At 61.2% G+C, this 20,673-nt stretch carries 17 protein-coding genes; 4 read left to right on the top strand and 13 right to left on the bottom strand.

Features of this window, described 5'->3' with window-relative positions; translation table 11 throughout:
• Window positions 1–350: 350 nt before the first annotated feature.
• Window positions 351–1,262, top strand: coding sequence for a DUF559 domain-containing protein (locus HMPREF2526_RS12825; protein ID WP_083295492.1), 912 nt, complete (start codon window positions 351–353; stop codon window positions 1,260–1,262).
• Window positions 1,263–1,573: 311 nt separating this feature from the next.
• Here the strand turns inward: HMPREF2526_RS12825 and HMPREF2526_RS13745 are convergent, their stop codons facing one another.
• Window positions 1,574–3,820, bottom strand: coding sequence for a 3-hydroxyacyl-CoA dehydrogenase/enoyl-CoA hydratase family protein (locus HMPREF2526_RS13745; RefSeq protein WP_070545333.1), 2,247 nt, complete (start codon window positions 3,818–3,820; stop codon window positions 1,574–1,576).
• On the bottom strand, window positions 3,821–4,981 hold the full coding sequence (locus tag HMPREF2526_RS01200) for an acetyl-CoA C-acyltransferase (RefSeq protein ID WP_070545331.1): 1,161 nt from the start codon (window positions 4,979–4,981) through the stop codon (window positions 3,821–3,823).
• A 308-nt stretch (window positions 4,982–5,289) separates the two neighbouring features.
• On the opposite strand from HMPREF2526_RS01200, the gene HMPREF2526_RS01195 reads away from it, so the two are divergent.
• Both HMPREF2526_RS01195 and HMPREF2526_RS01190 read left to right on the top strand, forming a co-directional pair.
• The gene (locus HMPREF2526_RS01195; RefSeq protein ID WP_180963917.1) at window positions 5,290–6,453 is read left to right on the top strand and encodes an NRAMP family divalent metal transporter; all 1,164 of its coding nucleotides are present in this window, start codon (window positions 5,290–5,292) and stop codon (window positions 6,451–6,453) included.
• The gene (locus HMPREF2526_RS01190) at window positions 6,444–7,223 is read left to right on the top strand and encodes a putative hydro-lyase (RefSeq protein ID WP_371326137.1); all 780 of its coding nucleotides are present in this window, start codon (window positions 6,444–6,446) and stop codon (window positions 7,221–7,223) included. The genes HMPREF2526_RS01195 and HMPREF2526_RS01190 overlap by 10 nt, the downstream gene beginning before the upstream one ends.
• A gap of 226 nt (window positions 7,224–7,449) precedes the next feature.
• Here the strand turns inward: HMPREF2526_RS01190 and HMPREF2526_RS01185 are convergent, their stop codons facing one another.
• The 7 genes from HMPREF2526_RS01185 to HMPREF2526_RS01155 form a co-directional block, all read right to left on the bottom strand.
• Complete coding sequence (locus HMPREF2526_RS01185; RefSeq protein WP_070545327.1) at window positions 7,450–8,049, bottom strand: GntR family transcriptional regulator; 600 nt, start codon at window positions 8,047–8,049, stop codon at window positions 7,450–7,452.
• A 22-nt stretch (window positions 8,050–8,071) separates the two neighbouring features.
• Window positions 8,072–9,868: an acetyl/propionyl/methylcrotonyl-CoA carboxylase subunit alpha gene (locus HMPREF2526_RS01180; RefSeq protein WP_070545325.1), complete on the bottom strand. Its 1,797-nt coding sequence runs from the start codon at window positions 9,866–9,868 to the stop codon at window positions 8,072–8,074.
• 24 nt (window positions 9,869–9,892) lie between these two features.
• Entirely contained in the window at window positions 9,893–11,440 is a 1,548-nt protein-coding gene (locus HMPREF2526_RS01175; protein WP_070545323.1) for a 5-oxoprolinase subunit B/C family protein, read from the bottom strand.
• Window positions 11,440–12,201: a 5-oxoprolinase subunit PxpA gene (locus HMPREF2526_RS01170; RefSeq protein WP_070545321.1), complete on the bottom strand. Its 762-nt coding sequence runs from the start codon at window positions 12,199–12,201 to the stop codon at window positions 11,440–11,442. The genes HMPREF2526_RS01175 and HMPREF2526_RS01170 overlap by 1 nt, the downstream gene beginning before the upstream one ends.
• Before the next feature lie 193 nt (window positions 12,202–12,394).
• Entirely contained in the window at window positions 12,395–13,039 is a 645-nt protein-coding gene (locus HMPREF2526_RS01165) for a hypothetical protein (protein WP_070545320.1), read from the bottom strand.
• Window positions 13,040–13,303: 264 nt separating this feature from the next.
• Window positions 13,304–13,921 (bottom strand): hypothetical protein, encoded by a 618-nt coding sequence (locus HMPREF2526_RS13560; protein WP_246819838.1) that lies wholly within the window; start codon window positions 13,919–13,921, stop codon window positions 13,304–13,306.
• A gap of 246 nt (window positions 13,922–14,167) precedes the next feature.
• Window positions 14,168–14,635, bottom strand: a complete 468-nt coding sequence (locus HMPREF2526_RS01155) for a hypothetical protein (RefSeq protein WP_070545318.1) — start codon at window positions 14,633–14,635, stop codon at window positions 14,168–14,170.
• Window positions 14,636–15,049: 414 nt separating this feature from the next.
• Between HMPREF2526_RS01155 and HMPREF2526_RS01150 the strand changes: the two genes are divergently transcribed.
• Window positions 15,050–16,630, top strand: coding sequence for a peptide ABC transporter substrate-binding protein (locus tag HMPREF2526_RS01150; protein WP_070545316.1), 1,581 nt, complete (start codon window positions 15,050–15,052; stop codon window positions 16,628–16,630).
• An 81-nt stretch (window positions 16,631–16,711) separates the two neighbouring features.
• On the opposite strand, the gene HMPREF2526_RS01145 is transcribed toward HMPREF2526_RS01150, so the two are convergent.
• The 4 genes from HMPREF2526_RS01145 to HMPREF2526_RS01130 form a co-directional block, all read right to left on the bottom strand.
• The gene (locus HMPREF2526_RS01145) at window positions 16,712–17,314 is read right to left on the bottom strand and encodes a hypothetical protein (RefSeq protein WP_046649189.1); all 603 of its coding nucleotides are present in this window, start codon (window positions 17,312–17,314) and stop codon (window positions 16,712–16,714) included.
• A 179-nt stretch (window positions 17,315–17,493) separates the two neighbouring features.
• Window positions 17,494–18,390, bottom strand: coding sequence for a hypothetical protein (locus HMPREF2526_RS01140; protein ID WP_070545314.1), 897 nt, complete (start codon window positions 18,388–18,390; stop codon window positions 17,494–17,496).
• A gap of 290 nt (window positions 18,391–18,680) precedes the next feature.
• On the bottom strand, window positions 18,681–19,538 hold the full coding sequence (locus HMPREF2526_RS01135) for a sortase family protein (protein WP_070545312.1): 858 nt from the start codon (window positions 19,536–19,538) through the stop codon (window positions 18,681–18,683).
• A gap of 42 nt (window positions 19,539–19,580) precedes the next feature.
• Window positions 19,581–20,534, bottom strand: coding sequence for a DUF2891 family protein (locus HMPREF2526_RS01130; protein WP_070545310.1), 954 nt, complete (start codon window positions 20,532–20,534; stop codon window positions 19,581–19,583).
• Between the last annotated feature and the right edge of the window lie 139 nt (window positions 20,535–20,673).

The raw sequence follows: 20,673 nt of genomic DNA, 5'->3' as shown, positions 1-20,673 counted from the left end.
CCCCTATTTCACCGTGCCCATCTTTTCCCCACTATCGCGGCCCCTCTAGGTTCGAGTCCTGGTGGGGAGGCCTCTGTTGGAACCGCCGTGAGCGGTCGAAGATGGTTCTGCTCAGAAGGCATTAGTGAGAAGGTTTGTTTGGGGGCAAACGAACCTTCTTTTTGCTGTTAGAAGGTTTACTTGGGTGCAAACGAGCCTTTTGACTAGAGACTTCTGAGTGAAGCCTTGTGGGGGGAACCTTGTGGATTACTTTGTTGAAGGATCAGCCAATTATGTCGCTGGGGCGAAGTTATCCACAGGCGGGGAATCGACCGTAGCTTTTGAGGGCTGGAAGCCATGATGATGGAGACATGATTGACGATTCACACCTCATTTACCTACGACCCCTTCCGAACGACCATCCCGTGTGGAAACAGCTTGCTTCAGGTGAACTTATTCGCCTCACCTCGCGTTACGCAATAAACAGCGAGTACTATTCAACTCTTCCTTACTACCAACGCCATCTCTTTGACATCGTTGCCTTCGGGCGTAGCGCTCATCGTTCAGTTCTCGTGGAAAGATCTGCGGCCAAACTGTTGGGCTTGTGGATGCTGCCGTCTCGGAACGCTCAGGTTGTTCTAGCACGGCAATCCAAAACAGTCCCACCGAGGCGGCAATGGGATAGCAAAGTGATGTACCGGAAGATGTGGCTGCCAGCCTCAGATATTATTGAGCGCTTCGGGCTTCGGTGCACGTCGGTTGCACGCACCTGCATCGACGTCGCACGGCTTGCGACGTTTGAGGAAGGGCTGATGGCTGTCGACTCCGCTTTGCGCAAACGACTCCTTAGCATTGACGAATTACGGTCAATGATCACGGCAATGGGCCGTGTAAAAGGTGCTGCTCAGGCTAGGAGAGTGATTACGCATGCCACAGCCCTCGCCGAATCTCCCTATGAGTCCTATGCGCGCGGCATGTTGATTGTGGAAGGCCTGGGAAAGAAACTCGTGGTTCAGCCAGAGCTTCAGGGTGGGTATCGGCCGGACTTGCTTATCAACGGCAAAATCATCATGGAAATAGACGGCGCTGTGAAGTACGAGGGAGCGACCTACGGAAAGTCTACCGAAGCGGTGATACGGGCTGAGCGGCAAAGAGAGAAATACCTTCAGAATCTCGGATACATCGTGTTGCGTTACTCACCACGGGATCTTCTCCAGAACCGAGAACAAGTTCTCAATGAGGTGCGCGGTGCGTTAAACACAGTGCAACCTCGTTCAGCCTAGCGAGCCTCCTTGGCAGCACGAGAACGTTGCCAGAGGGTTTCAGTCAGAAGGCATTAGTGAGAAGGTTTGTTTGGGGGCAAACGAACCGTTTGTAAACACCTAGATGGTTTACTTGGGGGCAAGTAAACCATGTGACTAATGCCTTTTGAGTGGAACCATGTGCAAGGCTAAAAGTTGTAAAGAGGATGCCCAGCTCAAACTTGCAAGTGACTAGCATAAACTTGCGTGACAATTGCCGCTCCAAGTCGCAATGAACAAGGAGAAACCCCGCTCCGAAAGGGAACGGGGTTGGGAAGTGGAAGCGGCCGAGGCTAGTTGTTGAGGGGCTTGCGGGTGGCTGCCATGTGCTTGGCGCGCTCCACGTTGGCCGGCAGGAGGACCAGCGGCACGTCGAACTCCACTTCGCGCTCGCAGAACTCGGTGAAGCTCAGTGAAACCGGGTCCGAGCTGGATTCAGGAGCAGGGGCGTCAGTTGAGGAGGCAGCGGAGGTGGAGCTAGGAGCGGTGTACATCTCGGTGAGTTTGGCCACGATAACGTGGTCGTTCTCGGTGGTGCCGTCGATGGGCCAGTCACGGTCCAAGGCGGGGGAGCCGGAGTACATCTCAATCTGCTCATCGGCGGGCGGGGTGTAGGAGGCCGCCAAGTGGGCGGCCTCGAGCAGAGCATGGGCGAGGACGTGGTCGAAAGACATGAGCACGACGTCATCCGAGGACAAGAAGCCAGCCTTCTGGGCTTCGAAAGCAGAGGAGAAGTTGCGGGCCGAGGCAATGAAGTCGAAGGCCTTCTGGTGGTAGTCCTCGACACCGGCCGCCTTGAGGCGTTCCAGCGAGGAGATTGTGCCCGTCCAGCCTGGGTAGAGGCCCACGGTGCGCTCCGGGAAACCGAGGCGCGTATCGGCGTGCGCCACGATGCGGTCGCAGGCCAAAGCGGTTTCAAAGCCGCCGCCCAACGCAACACCCCGCACAGCCGCCACCACGGGGACCGGAGCGAACTTGAGTGCGCGCAGGGTCTTTGAGCCATCCGCAATCAAAGATTCGACGCGCGAAGCAGAACCCGATTCACCTGCAGCCGCAATGGAAGCCAGATCCGCCCCCGCGCAGAAGACCGGTTTGTCGTTGCCGATAACCAGCGCGACGAGATTCGACGAGGACACAGCGTCGAGGGCCGCACGAATAACTTCGAGGGCAGGGGTTGGCAAGGAATTCATCGGCGTATGCAAATCGATAATGCCGATGCGCCCAGCAGACGTGGACACCGCGTGCACCGCGCCCGCCTCCAGAGAAACGAGGGTCTCAGTTTCAAGCGAAGCCAGAGTGACTACGCCTTCGCGCGGCGCGAGTTCCTGGCGCGTACCGGTCGAGGAGAGCACCGAGCCCTCACCATAAAAGCCCCCAGCCTGTGCAGCGGCCGAGACCAATGCAGGAACATCGGAGCCGTAGGCGGAGGCGACGTGGTCGATGCCGATGGCGTCGGCAAGCGCGAAGATGCCCTTCTTCCAACCGAAGCCCAAGGTGAGGCCCTCATCGATGAGGCCCACGTGGTCCGCGATGGAGGGCGCGACCTCGCAGCAGTAGGCCAGCGTGTCGAGGAAGACCGCGCGGGCGAAGCGGCCGCCGGGGGAGTCGGTGTCCATGACCTCGCGGGGATCCTTGAGGCCCACGACGGGATCAGACAACGTTGAGCGGGGCACATACTCGTAGGACTCAGAAATGACCTCGTTGCGGCCGCGGTAGAAGCCACCCTCACCGGTGCGGCCGGTCAGCCCCCGAGAAACGAGCCCTGCGATGAAGGGATCATCACCGAGGGGGACGTCGAGAAGCGGATCGCCTGCCGGCAGGGCCGTCTCCAACGACGTCCAAATAGGCTTGACCAGCTGCAATCCGATGTAATCGAGCAGCCCGAAAATGCCGGTACGGGGAATGCCGAAGGCACGGCCGAAAGAAGCGTCGGCAAGCTCGTAGCTCACGCCGAACTCGCGAGCGCGGGCCACGCCGGCAGCCATCCAGTAGCAGCCCACGCGGTTGGCAATAAAGCCCGGGGTGTCGCGGCACTCGAGCGCAATCTTGCCCAGGGTTTGCTCGATGGTGGTGCGCAGTGCAGCCTCCGTCGGGCCAGACGCGATGAGCTCCACCAGGCGCATGACTTTCGGCGGGTTGAAGAAGTGCGTGATGGCGAACTTATCGCGGCGGGTCTCCGGCACGCCTTCGAGCAGGGAGGCCAGCGGCAGGGTTGAGGTATTCGAACTCAACAGAGCGTCCGCAGACAAATAAGGCTCAATGGCCTGATAGAGCGAATGCTTGGCGCCCAGGTCTTCGAAGATGGCCTCGATGACCCACTCGCGGTCCTCCAGCAGGGCGTAGTCATCGCTGGCGCGAACACGCTCGGCAAATTCCGGCAGGTGGAAGCCCTTGCGCTTGAGCTGGATCTCGACGCCTTTCTGGGCACCCTCCGCGTCTTGGTCCAGCAGCACGACGTCCATGCCTGCCGACGCACACAGTGCCGCAATACCAGAACCCATCGAACCCGCGCCGATGACGGCTACCTTGGTGATGCTCATTTACTTCGCTCCATTCTCAATAATCAAGGCGATTCCCTGACCGCCGCCGATGCACATGGTGACCAGGCCATAGCGCTTGCCCTCGCGGCGCAGCGCATAAGCCAGCTTGGTCAGCAGGATGATGCCCGTGGCACCAACCGGGTGGCCGTGCGCGACGGCACCGCCGTAGATATTCGTCTTGGCCGGGTCGAAACCCAGCTGATCCTGCACGGCGATGGCCTGGGCGGCGAAGGCCTCGTTGGATTCGATGAGGTCGATATCGTCTAGGCTCAGGCCGGCCTTCTCTAAAGCCTTCGGCACCGCGGCGACCGGGCCAATGCCCATGCGCGTCGGGTCCACGCCCGCGACGGACCAGGACACAATCTTCGCCAGCGGGTCCAGGCCACGCTTGGTCACTTCCTCCGCGGTGGCCAGCACGGCGGCCGCGGCACCATCGTTGATGCCGGAGGCGTTGCCGGCGGTGACGGTTCCATCTTTAAGGAAGACCGGCTTGAGCTTTGCCAGCTTCTCGACGTCCGTCTCCCGCACCCCCTCATCAAAGTCCAGCTCGCCGACCGGGACGATTTCCTCGGCATGCATACCTTCCGTGCGGGCCTTCGCGGCGCGTTCCTGGGATTCGGCGGCGAATTCGTCCTGGCGCTCGCGGGTGATGTTGTTATCCGCGGCGACGTTTTCTGCGGTCACGCCCATATGCCCAGTGCCGAAAGGGCAGGAAAGCGCGCCGGTGAGCCAGTCGTAGAGTTTGCCGTCACCCATGCGCTTGCCAAAGCGCGCGCCTTCGACGGAGTAGGGGGCGTTGCTCATCGATTCCGCCCCGACGGCTAACGCTAGAGAGCCGTCGCCAGACTGCAGGAGCTGGGCCGCGCTGATGACGGCCTGGACGCCGGAGCCGCACAGGCGGTTGACGCCCATGGCGGTGGAGGAGTCTGGCATGCCCACGTTCTTGGCAATCGCCCGGGAGAGGTAGAGGTCCTTCGGCACGACGGGCATGACATTGGAGGCCACGGCAGTGTCGAGGTCGGCGCCGGAAAGCCCCGAACGATCAATAGCTGCTTCGGCGGCCAGAGAGCCAAGTTCGGTGAGGGAGAGGCGCGCGAGGCTGCCGCCAAATTTGCCGATGGGCAGGCGTGCAGCCCCGGCGATGTAGATGTCCTGGGGCATGGGTTCCTCCGTTGATGAATACGAATGACGATTAGTTAACTTAGTATCCTAGGTCACCTTTTGGAGGTGTGCAACGGTGTGCGGTCAGGATGTGTGGGCTGCTGCAATTTTGGCAAGGGTGTAACGTGCGCCACCCCCGCGCTGTTTACAGATTGTTGAACAACCCCTATGCTTTCACCAACGTTTAATGCGACCTTCGTCACGAAAGGTGCCCAACAATGAGCTTGGAATCCACCAACCCCTCCGCTTCCCGGGAAACCGCCCACAACGCGCCGACACAAGCGCAGCCTCCCAAGGGCATCGGCGCCATGGCCGGCGCCATGTTCCTCATGGCCACCTCCGCCATCGGCCCCGGCTTTTTGACCCAAACCTCCGTCTTCACCGTCCAAATGGGCGCGGCCTTTGCCTTCGCCATTGCGCTGTCGATCATCGTCGACATCGCCATTCAGCTGAACGTGTGGCGCGTGCTTGCCATCTCCGGTATGCGTGCCAACGAGCTGGGCAACACCGTTCTGCCCGGCCTCGGATGGTTCCTCGCCATCCTGGTCTTCATCGGCGGCATGGTCTTTAATATCGGCAACATCGCCGGCTCCGGCTTGGGCCTGAACGCCATGCTCGGCATCGATGCCCGCATTGGTGGCCTCATCGCTTCCGCCATCGCCATCTTCATCTTCCTGTCCAAGCGCGCAGGCATAGCGCTCGACCGCATCGTCGCCGCGCTGGGCGCCATCATGATTCTGCTCATGCTCTACGTGGCGATTGTTTCCCAGCCGCCGGTAGGCGAGGCCCTGAAGAACACCGTCATGCCGGAGAGCGTCGATTTCTTCGTCATCACCACTCTCATCGGCGGTACGGTGGGCGGCTACATCACCTTCGCCGGTGCGCACCGTCTCATCGACTCCGGCCTCTCGGGCCCGGAGAACGTCAACGCGATTACCAAGACCTCCGTTCTCGGCATCATCGTCACCGGCATCATGCGCGTGCTGCTCTTCCTCGCGGTCCTCGGCGTTGTGTCTACTGGTGTTGCGCTCTCTGAAGACAACACCGCTGCCGATGCTTTCCGCCACGCCGCCGGCGAGTTCGGCCTCCGCGCCTTCGGCGTCGTCCTCTTCGCCGCAGGTCTGTCCTCCGTTATCGGTGCCTCCTACACCTCCATCACCTTCGTGACCACTCAGAAGGTCAGCCCGCGCACCCGCAACTTCCTGACCGTCGGGTTCATCGTGGTCTGCGCCATCCTCTACGGCATTCTCAACTCCGCGCCGCAGAAGCTCCTCATCTTCGCGGGCGCCTTCAACGGCATCATCCTGCCTATCGCCTTCGCCATGATCATGTGGGTCGCGTTCAAGCGCCACGACCTCACCCACGGTGTCAAGCAGCCGATGTGGCTCCTCATCGCTGGCGTGCTAGCGCTCGTGCTGGAAATCTTCATCGGTATCAAATCCATCTCCGGAATCGTTAACCTATGGGCATGATGCAGACCCCATCAGAGGTGCGCGCCTTTGCCCGCGCACACGACATGACCACCACTGCCGGCCGCGCTCGCGGCTTCATGCAGGCCAACCTCATCGCGCTGCCGAGCGAGTACGCTTTTGATTTCCTCCTCTTCGCTCAGCGCAATCCCAAGCCGTGCCCCATCGTCGGCGTGCTGGAGGCGGGGCAGTACACCTCTGAGCTCATCCCGGGCGGCGACATCCGCACCGACATCGCCGCCTACAACATCTACGAGGACGGCCAGCTCACGCAGACGCTTGACGACGCTTCCCCGTTTTACTCCGACGACATCGTCTCCTTCCTCATCGGTTGTTCCTTTACCTTTGAGAATGCGCTTGTGGAAAACGGCATTTCCATCGCTCACATTGACCAGGGCCGCAACGTGCCGATGTATCGCACGACGATTCCCTGCACGCCGACGGGCGTCTTTTCGGGGCCCATGGTGGTCTCCATGCGCCCGATTCCTGCGAGCCAGGTGTCCGATGCCGTCCGCATCACCTCCCGCTACCCGGGAGTCCATGGCGCTCCGGTTCACGTGGGCGACCCAGCCGCCATCGGCATCGAGGACCTATCTCAGCCTGATTTCGGCGAAGCTGTCGACGTTCCCGAGGGCACCATCCCGGTCTTTTGGGCGTGCGGCGTGACTCCGCAGGCCATCGTGATGAACTCGCGTCCCAGCCTGGCCATTACGCATGCCCCGGGCAAGATGCTCGTCACCGATATCCCGGATCGCGACTTCCTCATCCCCTGAGCCCCAGTTCGGTGGCGTTTTCCTCTAGCTCTCATGACGCCGATACATGGTTCTACTCAGATGGTTCTGGTCAGAAGGTTTGTTTGGGGGCAAACAAACCTTCTGTGAATGCGTACATGGTTCACTTGGGGGTAAACGAACCTTTTGACCCGAACCATCTCACTAGAACCATGTGGGCCGAGCAGTTTCGCGCGGGTGGAACCGGCTAACAGGAGCGCAGGCGCAGTTAAAGGACCCGGAGAATCGATTCCATCGCGCGCATCAAGTCCGCGCGGCAGGCATCGGCGGCGGCCTCACGCTCGCCTTGCGCGATGAGGTGGGCCAAGTCGATGTTGGCTTGGACGTGATTATCGTGAATCTGCGGGTAGCGTTCCAGCGTCAACAAGAAGGTCAAGCGCATCCGCGCCAGCAGGTGCGACATGGAGCGGTCCAGCGTCGGCGAGCCCAAGCCAGCGACCAACTGCCGGTGGAAGCGCTGGTTGATGAGGGGGCGGGGTGCGTCGGAAAGCACGGCGGATTCGGTCAGCCGCACCAGCTCGCCTGGGTCTTCGAAGGTGGCATAGCGCGCCGCGGCCGGCTCGATGGCAGCGCGCGCAAAGTACAGATCGCGCACGAAATCGGCATCCGGGGTGGCAATGAACACGCCCCTGTGCGGGATGCGCTCCACGATGCGCTCGGAAGCGAGCATGGCGAAAGACTCCCGCAAGGTGTTGCGGGAGCATTCAAAGCGCTCGGCCGAGCGGACCTCGCTGAGCTGCTGTCCGGGCATGTACTCGCCCTCGGAGATGGCGGCGCGAAGCGCGGAGGCGACGGAATCTGCAAGCATGCGACTTACAGTAGCCCGCCGCTTAAGAAATCGTGGCGATCACCGCGCCCGGTTCCAGCCTGGATCCTTCTTTCGCCACGCGGCTCAGCTTTCCGGCAGACGGGGCCTTGACCGCGGATTCCATCTTCATGGCCTCAATCGTGGCGATGGCCTGGCCTTCTTCGACCGTGTCGCCGTCTGCCACGTTCCACGCCACGAGGTTGGCCTCGTAAGGGCAGGTCACCTCGTTGCCGCTGGCGCTGGCACCGGAGGCCGCGCTTGCCGACGCCCCCTTCGCCTGCCCCTGCGACAACATATCGGTGGGGAAGCCCACGCTGACCAGCTTGCCGTCGATTTCCAGTGCCACGCGGGTGCGCTGCGCGTAGATGGCCTCGACGGGGACCGTTGTGCTCGTGGCCTCCGCGGAAGGGCGGTAGTTGTGGTCGAGCCAGTCGGTGTAAATGCCGGCCGCGGCATCGGCGTCGCCATGGTCCACGAGGACCTGGGAGGAGACCATATCGCGGTGGAAGGGCAGCACGGTGCGTACACCTTCGATGTCGAATTCCTTCAACGCCTGCTGCGCGCGCTTCAGCGCGATCTCCCGGGTCGGGCCCCAGACCAGGAGCTTGGCCACGAGCGAGTCATAGTAGGGCGGGACGATGGAACCGGAGCGCACGCCCGAATCCACGCGGATGCCAGGACCCGTCGGCGGCTCGAAGCGCACGATGGTGCCGGGGCACGGCGCGAAGCCGTTGAGGATGTCCTCGGCGTTAATGCGGAATTCGAAGGCGTGGCCATCGGACACAGGGTCCGATGCGTCTGAAGCTTGCGCTTCAGACGAGGAAGAGGAATCAGACGGGGAATCGGACGCGAAGGAGAGGGGTTCGCCGGAGGCGATGCGGAACTGCTCCGCAATGATGTCCACGCCCGTGACCATCTCGGTCACCGGGTGCTCCACCTGCACGCGGGTATTGACCTCGAGGAAGGAGATCGTGCCATCCTCGGAGACGATGTACTCGACGGTGCCGGCACCGGTGTAGCCGACCTTCGCGCAGATGGCGCGGGCGCCTTCGTGGATGCCGGTGCGCTGCTCGTCGCTAAGCGCGGGCGCCGGGGCCTCCTCGATGAGTTTCTGGAAGCGGCGCTGCGTGGAGCAATCGCGGGTGCCCAGCACGGCGACGTTGCCGTGCGTATCGGCCAGAATCTGTGCCTCCACGTGGCGCGGGTGGGTCAGGAACTTCTCCACGTAGCACTCCGCGCGCCCGAAAGCCTCCTTGGCTTCGCGGCCGGCGGAGTTGAAGGCAGCCTCGATGTCCTCGAGGTTTTCCACCACCTTGAGGCCGCGTCCGCCGCCGCCATAAGCCGCCTTGATGGCGATGGGCAGGCCGTGCTCCTCAGCGAAGGCTCGGGCCTCCTGCCAGTCATCGATGGGATCGGAGGTACCCGGTGCCAGCGGGGCGCCGACCTCCTCGGCCACGCGGCGCGCAGCAATCTTGTCACCGAGCAGCTCGATGGACTCCGGTGAGGGGCCAATCCACGTCAGGCCGGCCTCCGCTACGGTGCGGGCAAAGTCGGCGTTCTCCGAGAGGAAGCCATAACCGGGGTGGATGGCGTCAGCGCCGGCGCGCACGGCGATATCGAGGAGCGCCGGGATGTTCATGTAGGTATCCGCCGCGGAGTTGCCGGGAAGCGCATAAGCTTCCTCAGCCACCTGGGTGTGCAGGGCGCCGGCATCGGCTTCGGAGTAAATGGCGATGGAGCGGATGCCCAGGTCACGCGCGGTGCGGGCAATACGGACGGCGATCTCGCCGCGGTTAGCAATAAGGACTGCAGAGATCATGGGTGGGTGTTCCTTTACTAGTGGTTAAGCGAGTTCAAAGCGGACCGTCGCCCCCGGCGGGAGCTGCGCGGCAATATCAATATCTTCTTCAAGGACAGTAGCGATGACCGGGTAGCCACCGGTCACGGCGTGATCGCGGAGGAAAATCACGGGCTCGCCGCTCGGCGGGACCTGGACCGAACCGGCAACCATGCCCTCCGAGGGCAGCTCGCCCTCGCGGGCGCGGCCCAACGCTACGGATCCCTCCGGGCCGACCAGGCGAACGCCCACGCGGTTGGATTGCGCGGTCACAGTCCACTCCGTGGCCAGGAATGCTTCCAGGCTCTCGGGAGTAAACCAGTCATCGCGCGGGCCGAGCACGCAACGCAGCACGCCCTCGGTCTGGCCATTCGCGCCTTCGCGAACGCGCATCGGGTTGCTCAGCTGGGCATCGGTCATTGCGGTGGAGCGGGGGAGGACACCAATGACATCGCCCAGCCGCACTGGCGCAGGCCCCAGCCCGGAGAGCACATCGGTGGAGGCCGAGCCCAGCTCTGCATCCGCGACGATGCCGCCGCGGATAGCGATGTAGTTGCGCAGGCCCACCGTCGCGGGATCCACGGTCACCGTTGAGCCAGCGGTGACGAGCACCGGGCGCGCGAGGTGCACCGGCATATCGTCCAGCAGGACGCGGGATTGGGCGCCGGTGACGCACACGACGGCGTCGGTCAGCGCGCGCAGGCGAATGCCGCCGATATTCTCTAACACGGTGGCGCCGCGGGGGTTGCCCACCGCGACGTTGGCGGTAGCGGCCGCTGCCAGGTCGGCCGCGCCCGAAGGCGTGACACCCAAGTTGCCGCGGCCCGGGCGGCCCTGATCCTGGAAGAGGGTGAGCAGGCCGGCATCGAGGACCTCCAAGCGCGGCAGGCGTGCCGGTGTACGGCGGCCAAAAGGCGTGGTGGACACCACCTCTGGCAGTGAGCTCACCGCACGGTAGCGCACGCGGTCACCGGGCTGCACCAGCGCTGGCGGGTGGGCATCGGATTCCCACATCGGCGTCGAGGTAGTACCCAGCAGCTGCCAGCCGCCGGGGGAGACGCGCGGGTAGACAGCGGAGAAACCGCCAGCAATACCCACGGCACCCGCCGGCACCGCGGTGCGCGGGGTGGCGCGGCGCTCGATGTTAAAGTTCTGCGCCGGGTCAGCCGGGGTGCAATAGGTAAAGCCGGGGGCGAAGCCACCGAAGGCCGCGAGCCACTCGGTAGACGTGTGCCAGTCAATGAGGCCTTCGCGCGACATCCCCATCAACTCGGCGGCCTCATCGAGGTCCTCGCCGTCATAGAGAACGTCGATTTCCACAAAGCGCGGATCTTCGCCCGCCTGCGCGGTGGGGTGGAAGTCCTGGAGCTTCTCAGCGGCTGCGGCGGCGGAGTTCGGCGTGGCAAAGGTCAACAGCAGGGTGGTGGCAGCAGCAATCGCGTCGACTTGGTCCTTGAGCGGATTAGCGTCGAGGGCCGCATGCCACGCCATGACCTGGGACAAGTCCTCCAGCTCCACGAGCAGCGCGCGCGTTCCTACGGGGTGAATATGCATCAGATGGCGCTCCGAATCTCAATCCCGCGCGCCTGCAGTTCCTTGACCACACCGCGCAGCAGCTGCACCGCGCCGGGCGAATCACCGTGCGTGCACACCGACTGGGCATCCACGTTGAGTACGGAGCCGTCGATGGCGGTGATGGATCCGGTTTCGGCGACTTCGAGCACGCGCTTGACGACGTCCCCCTCATCACCCATCACCGCATTCGCTTCTCGCCGGGAGACGAGTGTGCCATCGGGGTTGTAGTTGCGGTCAGCGAAGGCCTCACGGATGACGGTGAGTCCTTTCTTCTCGGCGATGTCAACGGCGATGCCGCCGGGTAGCAGCATGACGGGCAGATCACCGAAGGCCTTGATGCCGTCGATAACGGCGTGGGCCTGGGCCTCGTGGTGGACGATGGTGTTGTACATCGCGCCGTGCGGCTTGACGTAGGCAACGCGGGTTCCGTTGGCCTGGGCCAGGGCTTGGAGGGCGCCGATTTGGTAAGTGACTTCGTCGGCAAGCTCGGCAGGATCGTAATCGATGAAGCGGCGCCCGAATGCTGCTGGGTCGTTGTATCCAACGTGTGCGCCGACGGTGACTCCCGCCTCAGCCGCCGCCTTGAGTGTGCCCGCGATGGAGTGCGGATCGCCGGCGTGGAAGCCGGTGGCGACGTTGGCGGAGGAGACGAGCTGGAGCATCGCGGCGTCATCGGCCACGGGGTTGCCGGCGGTGGTTTCGCCGAGGTCAGCGTTGAGGTCTATGTGCAGCGTGCTCATGACAGGAGGACACCTCTTCTATAGTTCTCGAATTGTTGAACAATCTATGGGTGCCTAGTGTAGTCCGCATCACGTCAGTTTGTGAAGTGTGTCCCGCAACTGCGTTGTGGGGGTAAGTGAAAGCGCCCCGTGCCACAGGTTCTGTGGCGCGGAGGCGCTGGTATTAGGTGCCTGTGCAACAGGCGTTAAAGACTTAGAGCTTCAGGGCGTTCTTGACGAACGGGAAGGCAGCTGCGATGACGGCGAGAACGCCGGCAACGATAGCAGCGATGCCGAGCGGGGTCGGCTTGTTGTCCTCGGAAGAGAGCTCATCCTTAACGGAGCTCTTCTTGTCCTTGGACGGCTCGGTGTCCTTGTCCTTGTCCTTGTTGTCCTTATCCTTGTCCTGCTCGCCCTTATCCTTGTTGTCCTTATCCTTATCCTGCTCGTTCTTGTCCTTGTCCTTGTCCTTGTCCTTGTCTTCGTCCTCGACAGGTGCAGGATCCTGGCGCTCGCCGTCGACGATATCGTAGTCGACCTTACCCGGGCCGCCCTGGGAAGCGCCCCAATCGCCGAGGTCGATCGATTCGGAGTCGCACACTGCTGCGCCGGCCCTGGCCAGATCGAAGATCTGGGCGCGGAACAGCTGGACGTTCTTATCGGTGGTGGACGTCCAGACGAATTCGCTGTCCTTCTTGAAAGTGTGCTCCTTGCCGTTGACGGTGGCAGTGAACTCAGCCTTCGGGGAACCGCAGTTGGTAGTGGTGGCAGCTTCCTCAGCAGAGGCGACGGTGGTGCCAGCGAATGCGAGAGAGCCAGTCAGGGTTGCGGCGAGCAGGCCGCGGGAGAAGTTATTCATGTTGTCTCCAATAGAGATGAAATAGAAGTGAAAAATAGTGAATCGGAAAGGTTTAAGAACCAATCAGATAACCGGTACCGGCTGAGGCAAGAGTGTAGGTCGCTCGCGAAGCGGATGTCGCAGCTTTGAATATAAATTTGACTATTTTTAATCTGACCCTTAGCTAACGGGTGTTTTCCGGACATCGAAAACACCCCCATCACTTGAATGAAGTGATGGGGGTGACTAGTCAACGCCGAAGAAATGGCGTTTTAGTGCTTCAGGTTAGAACGGAAGCTTGATGCCCAGTGCGCGTGCAGCATTCGGGATGATTGCAGCCAGTGCGCCAAGGACGCCAATGACGATTGCTGCGATGCCCAGGTCGGTCGGCTTGCCGTCCTCGGAGGATAGTGCATCCTTGATGCCATCAAAGGAGCTCTTGTCCTTGTTTTTATCCTTGTCGCCCTCGGACTCGTCATCGTCGCCTTCAGACTCGTCGTCGTTGTCAGCGTCATCGTCGCCGCCGGTGTTGTCGTCGGACTCGTCGTCATCGCCGCCCTCAGACTCGTCGTCGTTGTCAGCGTCATCGCCGCCGCCGGTGTTGCCGTCGGACTCGTCGTCGATATCGATAGGTTCGGAATTGCATACGTCTTCGCCAGCCTTGGCCAGATCGAAGATCTCGGCGCGGTTTAACTCGACCTTTTCATCGTCGGTGGCCTGCCACAGGAATTCGCTGACTTTCTTGAAGGTGTGCTCCTTGCCATCAACGGTGGCAGTGAACTCGGCCTTCGGGGAACCGCAGTTGGTGGTGGCAGCTTCCTCAGCAGAGGCGGCGGTGGCCCCAGCGAATGCGAGTGAACTGGTCAGGGTTGCGGCAAGCAGGCCGCGAGAGAAGTTAGACATAAGTACTCCGAGAATAGGTAGTAGGTGAAAGGGTGATGGAAAGTGGAATGAATCATTCCGTTAACCGGTGCCGGTTGGGTTCGGAGTGTAACCCAGATCCCACGCCTGCGGCTGATGTAAGACGAAAATCCTTCGGTTTTCGGGAGTACTCCCCATGAACACACAAAGGCACCCCCAATCCACGCGATGGTGGTGGGGGTGCCTGTGCGCTTAACGACGTCCCTTAGGACGTTCAAGCTTCAGTGATTAGAACGGAAGCTTGATGTTCAGAGCCTGAGCAGCGGCCGGAACGGCAGCAGCGATTGCGCCAAGGACGCCGAGGACGATGGCGGCGATGCCCAGATCGGTCGGCTTGCCTTCCTCGGAAGACAGCTTGGCCTTAATGTCGTCGAAGGAGCTCTTCTCCTTGTTGGTATCGCCCTTGCCCGGCTCCTTGTTGGTATCACCCTTGCCTGGCTGCTTGTCATTGCCCGGTTGCTTCTCGCCCTCGGTCTTGCCCGCGTTGTCGCCGGCCTCGCCCTCGGTCTTGCCAGCGTTGTCGCCCTCAGCCTCGCCGTTGACGGTGTCGTTGTTCTCGTTGGTGGTCAGTACGGCGTCAACGAGGTTGTCGCCGTTGAGCTCGGTGTTCTCCTCCGCGTTGGCGGCGGTGGCGCCAGCCAGTGCGAGGGAGCTCGCCAGAGCGGCAGCGGTGAGGTTGCGGGAAATGCGCTTCATATTATTTCTCCTGGGAATAGATCGGGGACGTCTTATGAAAGTGAAAAGCCGTCATCAGGCGATGTTCGTTATCGCTTACTGAATTCGACCTCCCACATGCTAACGAAGGTCGGAAAGGGATTGGTCAAGCTGTGAGAGGTTTTATGGGTATTCAACGACAGCTGCCAAGGGCTTATCAGCGCGCAATAATGTTTGCCGGCGCGGTTGTGCTGCTACGAAAACGCGAAAAAGGCTGTTTGGCGGTGGTGCGACTGGGGAGGCGGCGTGGGGTAGGAGCCGAGGATGTTGACAGGCGTTACACAGGGGATCTGCGCAAGGTTCCGGCGGCGGAGAGTGCATTTACTGAGTGGGGTGCGACATATCGTCGTATTGTTATGAGGGAATTCACACACGCGATATCCCTAAGGAGAACTCATGCAATGGACAAAAGTCGGTGCGAGCCTCGCCGCTGTCGTCGCAGCAACTGGCCTGACCGCATGCGGAGGAGATGGATCCGGTGATGCGGCGGATGTTGATTTCATCAGTACCAACTCCACCGAACCCCAAAAGCCGCTCATCCCTGCAGATACCAGCGATGTTCCGGGAGCAACGCTCATCGACCTCATCTACTCGGGACTCGTGTACTTCGATGAGAACGGTGAGGTGCACAACGACCAAGCAGAGAGCATCGAGAAGACCGATGACGTGACGTACAAGGTCACACTCAAGGAGGATGCGGTGTTCTCCGATGGCTCCCCGGTGCGTGCCCAGGACTACGTCGATACGTGGAACAACGCTGTAAAGAACAGCATGCTCTCTGCCTATTTCTTCGAGCCCATCAAGGGCTACGAGGAAGGAGCAGGGAGTATGGAAGGGCTCAAGGTTGTCGATGAGAAGACGTTCACCATTGAACTTGATGAGCCCACAGCGGATTTCGAGACTCGTTTGGGCTATTCCGTCTTTTTCCCCATGCACGAATCAGCCTTCGATGACATCGACGCCTATGGCCAAAACCCAGTGGGAAGTGGACCTTATAAGCTGCAGGAATGGAACCATAACCAGAATGCGATCCTCGTTCCCAACGAGAAGTATGAAGGTGACCGCAAGGCGCAGAACGATGGTCTGAACTTCGTTTTCTATGCCGACGCCAGTGCGGCCTATGCTGACTTGCTTTCGGGGAACCTGGATGTTTTGGACTCGGTTCCGTCCTCGGCCATGGCCAACTTTGAAACTGATCTCGGCGAGCGCGCAGTGAACGAGCCTGCTGCAATTTTCCAGTCCATTACTATCCCCGCCGGGGATGAGAACTTTAGTGGGGAGGCGGGGGCGTTGCGTCGACAAGCACTGTCCATGGCCATTGACCGCGAGGAGATTACCCAGACCATTTTCCAAGGGACGAACACTCCGGCGGTGGATTTCACATCGCCTGTGCTTAACGACGGTGCCACAGACATCCCTGGCAACGAGGTCCTGACCTATAACCCGGACAAGGCGCGCGAGCTGTGGGCCAAGGCGGAGGAGATGAAGCCATTCAAGGGGCCGTTCACCGTGGCGTATAACTCCGACGGTAGTCACAAGGAGTGGGTCGATGCTGTCGTGAACTTCATTCGAAACACCCTTGACATTGATGCGCAGCCAGCGCCGTATCCGGATTTCAAATCGCTGCGCGATGAGGTCACGAACAAGACGATCGAGGGTGCGTTCCGCACCGGCTGGCAGTCGGTATACCCGTCGCCGTCGAGCTTCTTGGAGCCGCTGTATGCCACAGGTGCTGCGACTAACGACGCCGACTATTCCAACCCCGAGTTTGATTCGCTTCTGCAGAAAGCGGCGGCGGCAGCCAACGAAGAGGAGAGCGTTGAGCGGGTCAACGATGCCGAAGCGGTACTCATGAAGGACCTTCCAGCAATCCCGCTGTGGTACACCAACTCCACTGGTGGCTACTCCGAGCGTGTCGATGATGTGATCTTTACGTGGAAGTCGAAGCCGCTGTATTACAAGGTGACTCTGAAGTAGATCGATACACGTCCTGCTACGTGAAAAGCGCTCCTCAACGATTGGTGGTGAGGAGCGCTTTTTCTTGAGCGGGCGGAGCTGTTAGAAAGGCAGCTTGATACCCAGGGACTTTGCCACGCTCGGAGCGACAGCGGCGATGGCGCCGATGGCGCCCAGGACAGCAGCGACGATGGCAGCGATGCCAAGATCGGTCGGCTCACCGTCCTTGGAGCTGAGGGCTTCATCGAAGGAGCTGGACTCATTGGTGCCGGTCGGCGCCTGCGAAGGCTCATCCGCTGGCTCCACGGGCTTCTCCGTCGGGGTGGTCGGCGTAGTCGACGTGGACGTCGTCGAGCTCGGCGGGTTCTTGGCCAGAGACTCCTTAATCTCAGCGGCTGCGGTGTCCTGCTTGCCACAGGCAGCGACGTCGTCCTTGGCAATCTCCATGACCTCGGCGCGGTCCAGGGTCAATTCTTCATTGTCAGTGGCGCGCCAGAGTCCGAATTCCTCCTGCTTGAAGGTGTGCTCGGTGTCCTCGATGGTGGTGGTGAACTCTTCGGCTGGAGCCCAGCAGAAGTTGATCTCGGTAGCCGAGGTGTTGGTGGCGTTTGCAGTGGACTCGTCGGCGGTGGCGATGGTCGAGCCAATAACACACAGAGAGCCTGCCAGGACGGTGGTGGCGAGAGCGAGTGAAGCCTTCTTCATGGGATTCTCCTAGAAATAGAGCGAAGGAAAGTGAAAGATAGAAAACCCTTGGTGTGCAGGGGCTATTCAACTATATTAACGCTACCTCAAGCGCTAAGCGCAAAACCGCGAGAACCGCGTTCCTCCATGCTCTTAAAAGTAAGGCCTGGAGGCACGCGGGGAACGCGGCGCAGGGACTCTTAGATAAAGAACTTGCGGCGGGCGGCGAAAGCACCAGCTGCAATCATGGCTGCGATGGCCAGTGCGGCAAGACCACGAGCAACGGTGTTGGAACCGGTCTCAGCGGAGATACCGCGCGACTGTACCTGGGACTTCTCGGCGGTGCTTTCGGCAATCTGACCACCCTGGGCGATGACCTCGTCCTTGTTTTCCTTGAGCATCTGCTCGGAAGCGGCCTTCTCCTCGGCACTCGGGGCGTCGTTCTGGGCTGCCTCCTGGGACTTCACGTAGGTCTTGCCGTCCTTGGCCAGGTACCAGGTCACGCCACCGATGACGAGGGCGGCCGGCAGGGCCAGCCATGCCAGCTGCTTGGCGTCGAAATCGGAATCCTCGGCGGAACCGGCCGGGGGCTGGGAGCCGCCCGTCGGATCGGTCTCTCCGGAAGGAGGAGTAACAGGCTTGTCCTTGTCCTCACCGGCCCCCGGATTCTCGTTGCCGGCCTCGGGCTTCTCGCCGCCAGCCTCCGGCTTCTCCGGGTTATTCTCAGGAGCACCGCTGCCGTTGTCGATCGGGTAATCAACCTGGGACGGGCCGGCCGGAGCCGGGTCCGGGTTGGCCGGTGCAGGGGCGTTGTCCTGAGAGTCCTCATCAACCGGGGCTGCTGGATCCTCGGCGGGGGCTTCCTTTTCTTGTTCTTGCATGCGCTCCCACACAGCCTGTGCGTGGTCTGCAGTGAGAGTTGTGGAGCCCAGTGGATTGGTGCTCTTGTAGGAGCCGTCGGCTTGGCGCTGATAGGTGTAGCCTTCGAACTCGAACTCAGCCGGAGCCGGAATCTGTGCAGAGGCAACGGCGGTGCCGCCCAGTGCGAGGGAGCCAGCCAGTGCGGCTGCGGTCAGGGTGCGGTGGATGCGCTTCATGTGTGTCTCCTAGTGGGTTTGTGAGAGGTAGTTCATCAGACCAGAACCACAATAGTCACAATTTTCACATCAGTCACAGGGGTTACAATGTGGTAATCCGCAACTTTCGGGATGGAAGTCCCGCCACGCGTGCCGAGTGTTCGATCGCTATGTGGCATCGTGCTGGGGGTTAAAGCGGCTGGTCATTGCCTAAGAGGTGTGGCTAATGCGGTCCTGCTGGTTGTGTGAATGTTCGACAATGACCTGCGTAAACAGGCATCCCCCCGCTATGGGGTAAAAACAGGCGGAGCCTAGTTCTGGGGTGCGGTCTCAGGTGCGGTTGTTACGCCCTCAAACTGCCAGCCCACCACAGCGTTGCGTACCGCGGCGGCTAGCGGGTTGGCCGGTTGAATGCAGCTGATGGTGAGCAAGCGGCCCGGTTTGGCATCGGCACCCCAGATGCTCTCGTCCTGCTCAAGGCCTTCCTTGGAGGGATCGTGCAGATCTGTTGCGGTATACACCAGCCACTGCTCGCCGGAATTCTGCGTGCGCAGATACAGCTTGTCGCCCACCGCAGCCTTGTGCTCATCGGCGCGGCCGTCGTAGAGGTTATTGAATACCGCCGGCACGCCCGCGCCCGTGTGGCCAGCAATGACCACGATGTCCGGCGAGTCCGTTCCGGGCAGCGAATAGGGTTTGTCCTCCGCGGTATAGGTGCAGGCCTTATTCATGGAGTCCGGGTTGATCTTATTGTCCTTGACCCGGCAGGAACCTTCCTCGAATTCCGCGCGCACATCAATAGTCGGAATGTACATCTCGACTGCCGGTGAAGGCTCGATGACGGCGGCGGGTTCCGTTACCACTTCTGTGGGCTGCGGTGCGGGTGTGTCCGGTTCCTGATTGAGCTTGAGCGCGGCGATAATACCGACCAGCACCACCGCCATAATGGCTACGAGGCGGAGACCTCGGCTGTCGCTGGGCTTGCGATGGCGCGCTGTGACCTGGTTGGGCCGTCGTCGAGGGCGGTGGGGCTGCTGCTTGGCGACGGCCCCCGCGCGGCCGTATGAGGAGCGGCTTCGGCGGCGGGCGCGTTCTGCGCGGAGATCGATGCGGATTCCCTCTTCCGGCAGGCGGTAGCTATCGCGCCGCGCGGAGTAACGAGAATCCATGGTGAGCTCCTGAGAAGAACGGTGATTAGAAAAATTACAGTACTACTCGACGGCGAGCTGGTAGCGCAGTGCGTACGTGATAAGCCAGTGGGTGGACATGAAGTGGCCGTCGACAAGCTGCGGGCGCGCGCTGGCCACCAAGGCTTCGGCGCGCGGCAGGGCAGAGCCGCCGAAATACTCGGCGAGCTCAACAATCATCCACGCCCTTGTGAGTGCCAGGCCGTAGAGGTGGGCCAGACGGCCATCGGTCGGGTCGAGTACTTCTGGGATATCGGTAAGGAAATCCAGTGCTTCGGTGCGGCGGGGGAGGAAACCGTCGAACCACTGTGGGAAGTCCGGGAGAACGCGCGACATGAGCAGAGCTTCTGATAATCCATTGGAGAGGAAATCGTGCCCGGACAGCTCCCACTCGAGTGGGTAGGCGCGGTCATCGCCGAAAAGGCGAACCGCAGTATTGCGCACCGAATCTGCTAGTGAATCCAAGCGAAGTTTCTCCGCTGCCTCGAGGATGAGGAAAAGGTTGAAAGCGGTATTGGAGTGCATGCCGTGGCGCACCGGCTGGTTGAGTGAACCAAGCCAGTCGTGGCAGTGCTGCGCGGTGAGCTCGACGAGCTTATCCATTGCTTCGCTGGGACGGATTGAGGCTAGCTGCAACAGCCAAGCGCGCCCGTAGGGCATCTCATACCCGGGGTGTTCGACAAGGTAGGTGTATTCGGCGGTGAGGGCTTGGGGGCTGAGGCGATCGTCGAGAAGCACAGCAAGACTGGCGGGAGACTCGGGCCCGAGCATGGTGTACAACAGCACCCCGGAGTACTGCATGTGGACGCTGGAATGCCAGTCGAAACAGCCGTAGAAACTGGGGTGCAGCTCGCGTGGGCGCACAGTGCAATCATCAGTTGAGCTGCTCGTGTGGTGCATTGCGGCGGGAAATTCGCGCTCGAGGGCGTCCACAATTGTCTCCGCCCAGGTTCTGGCCCAAGTCTCTAGCGTGGTCATGTGTCAAGTATGGCAGAGCCGAAGGTGGAGGATGCCTGCTGTTAGCCACTGAGGGGTGTGCGTCGCAACGCGGAATCGAACAAATGAGCGATTTCTAGCTCTGATGTCCGGCCGCTCTTGTAGTCTTCGGGGCAGGCAT

Origin of the sequence: Corynebacterium sp. HMSC070E08 (assembly GCF_001808895.1) — a bacterium.
Taxonomy (GTDB): Bacteria; Actinomycetota; Actinomycetes; order Mycobacteriales; family Mycobacteriaceae; genus Corynebacterium; species Corynebacterium hiratae.
This window is presented reverse-complemented; position numbering and strand designations above follow the sequence as displayed.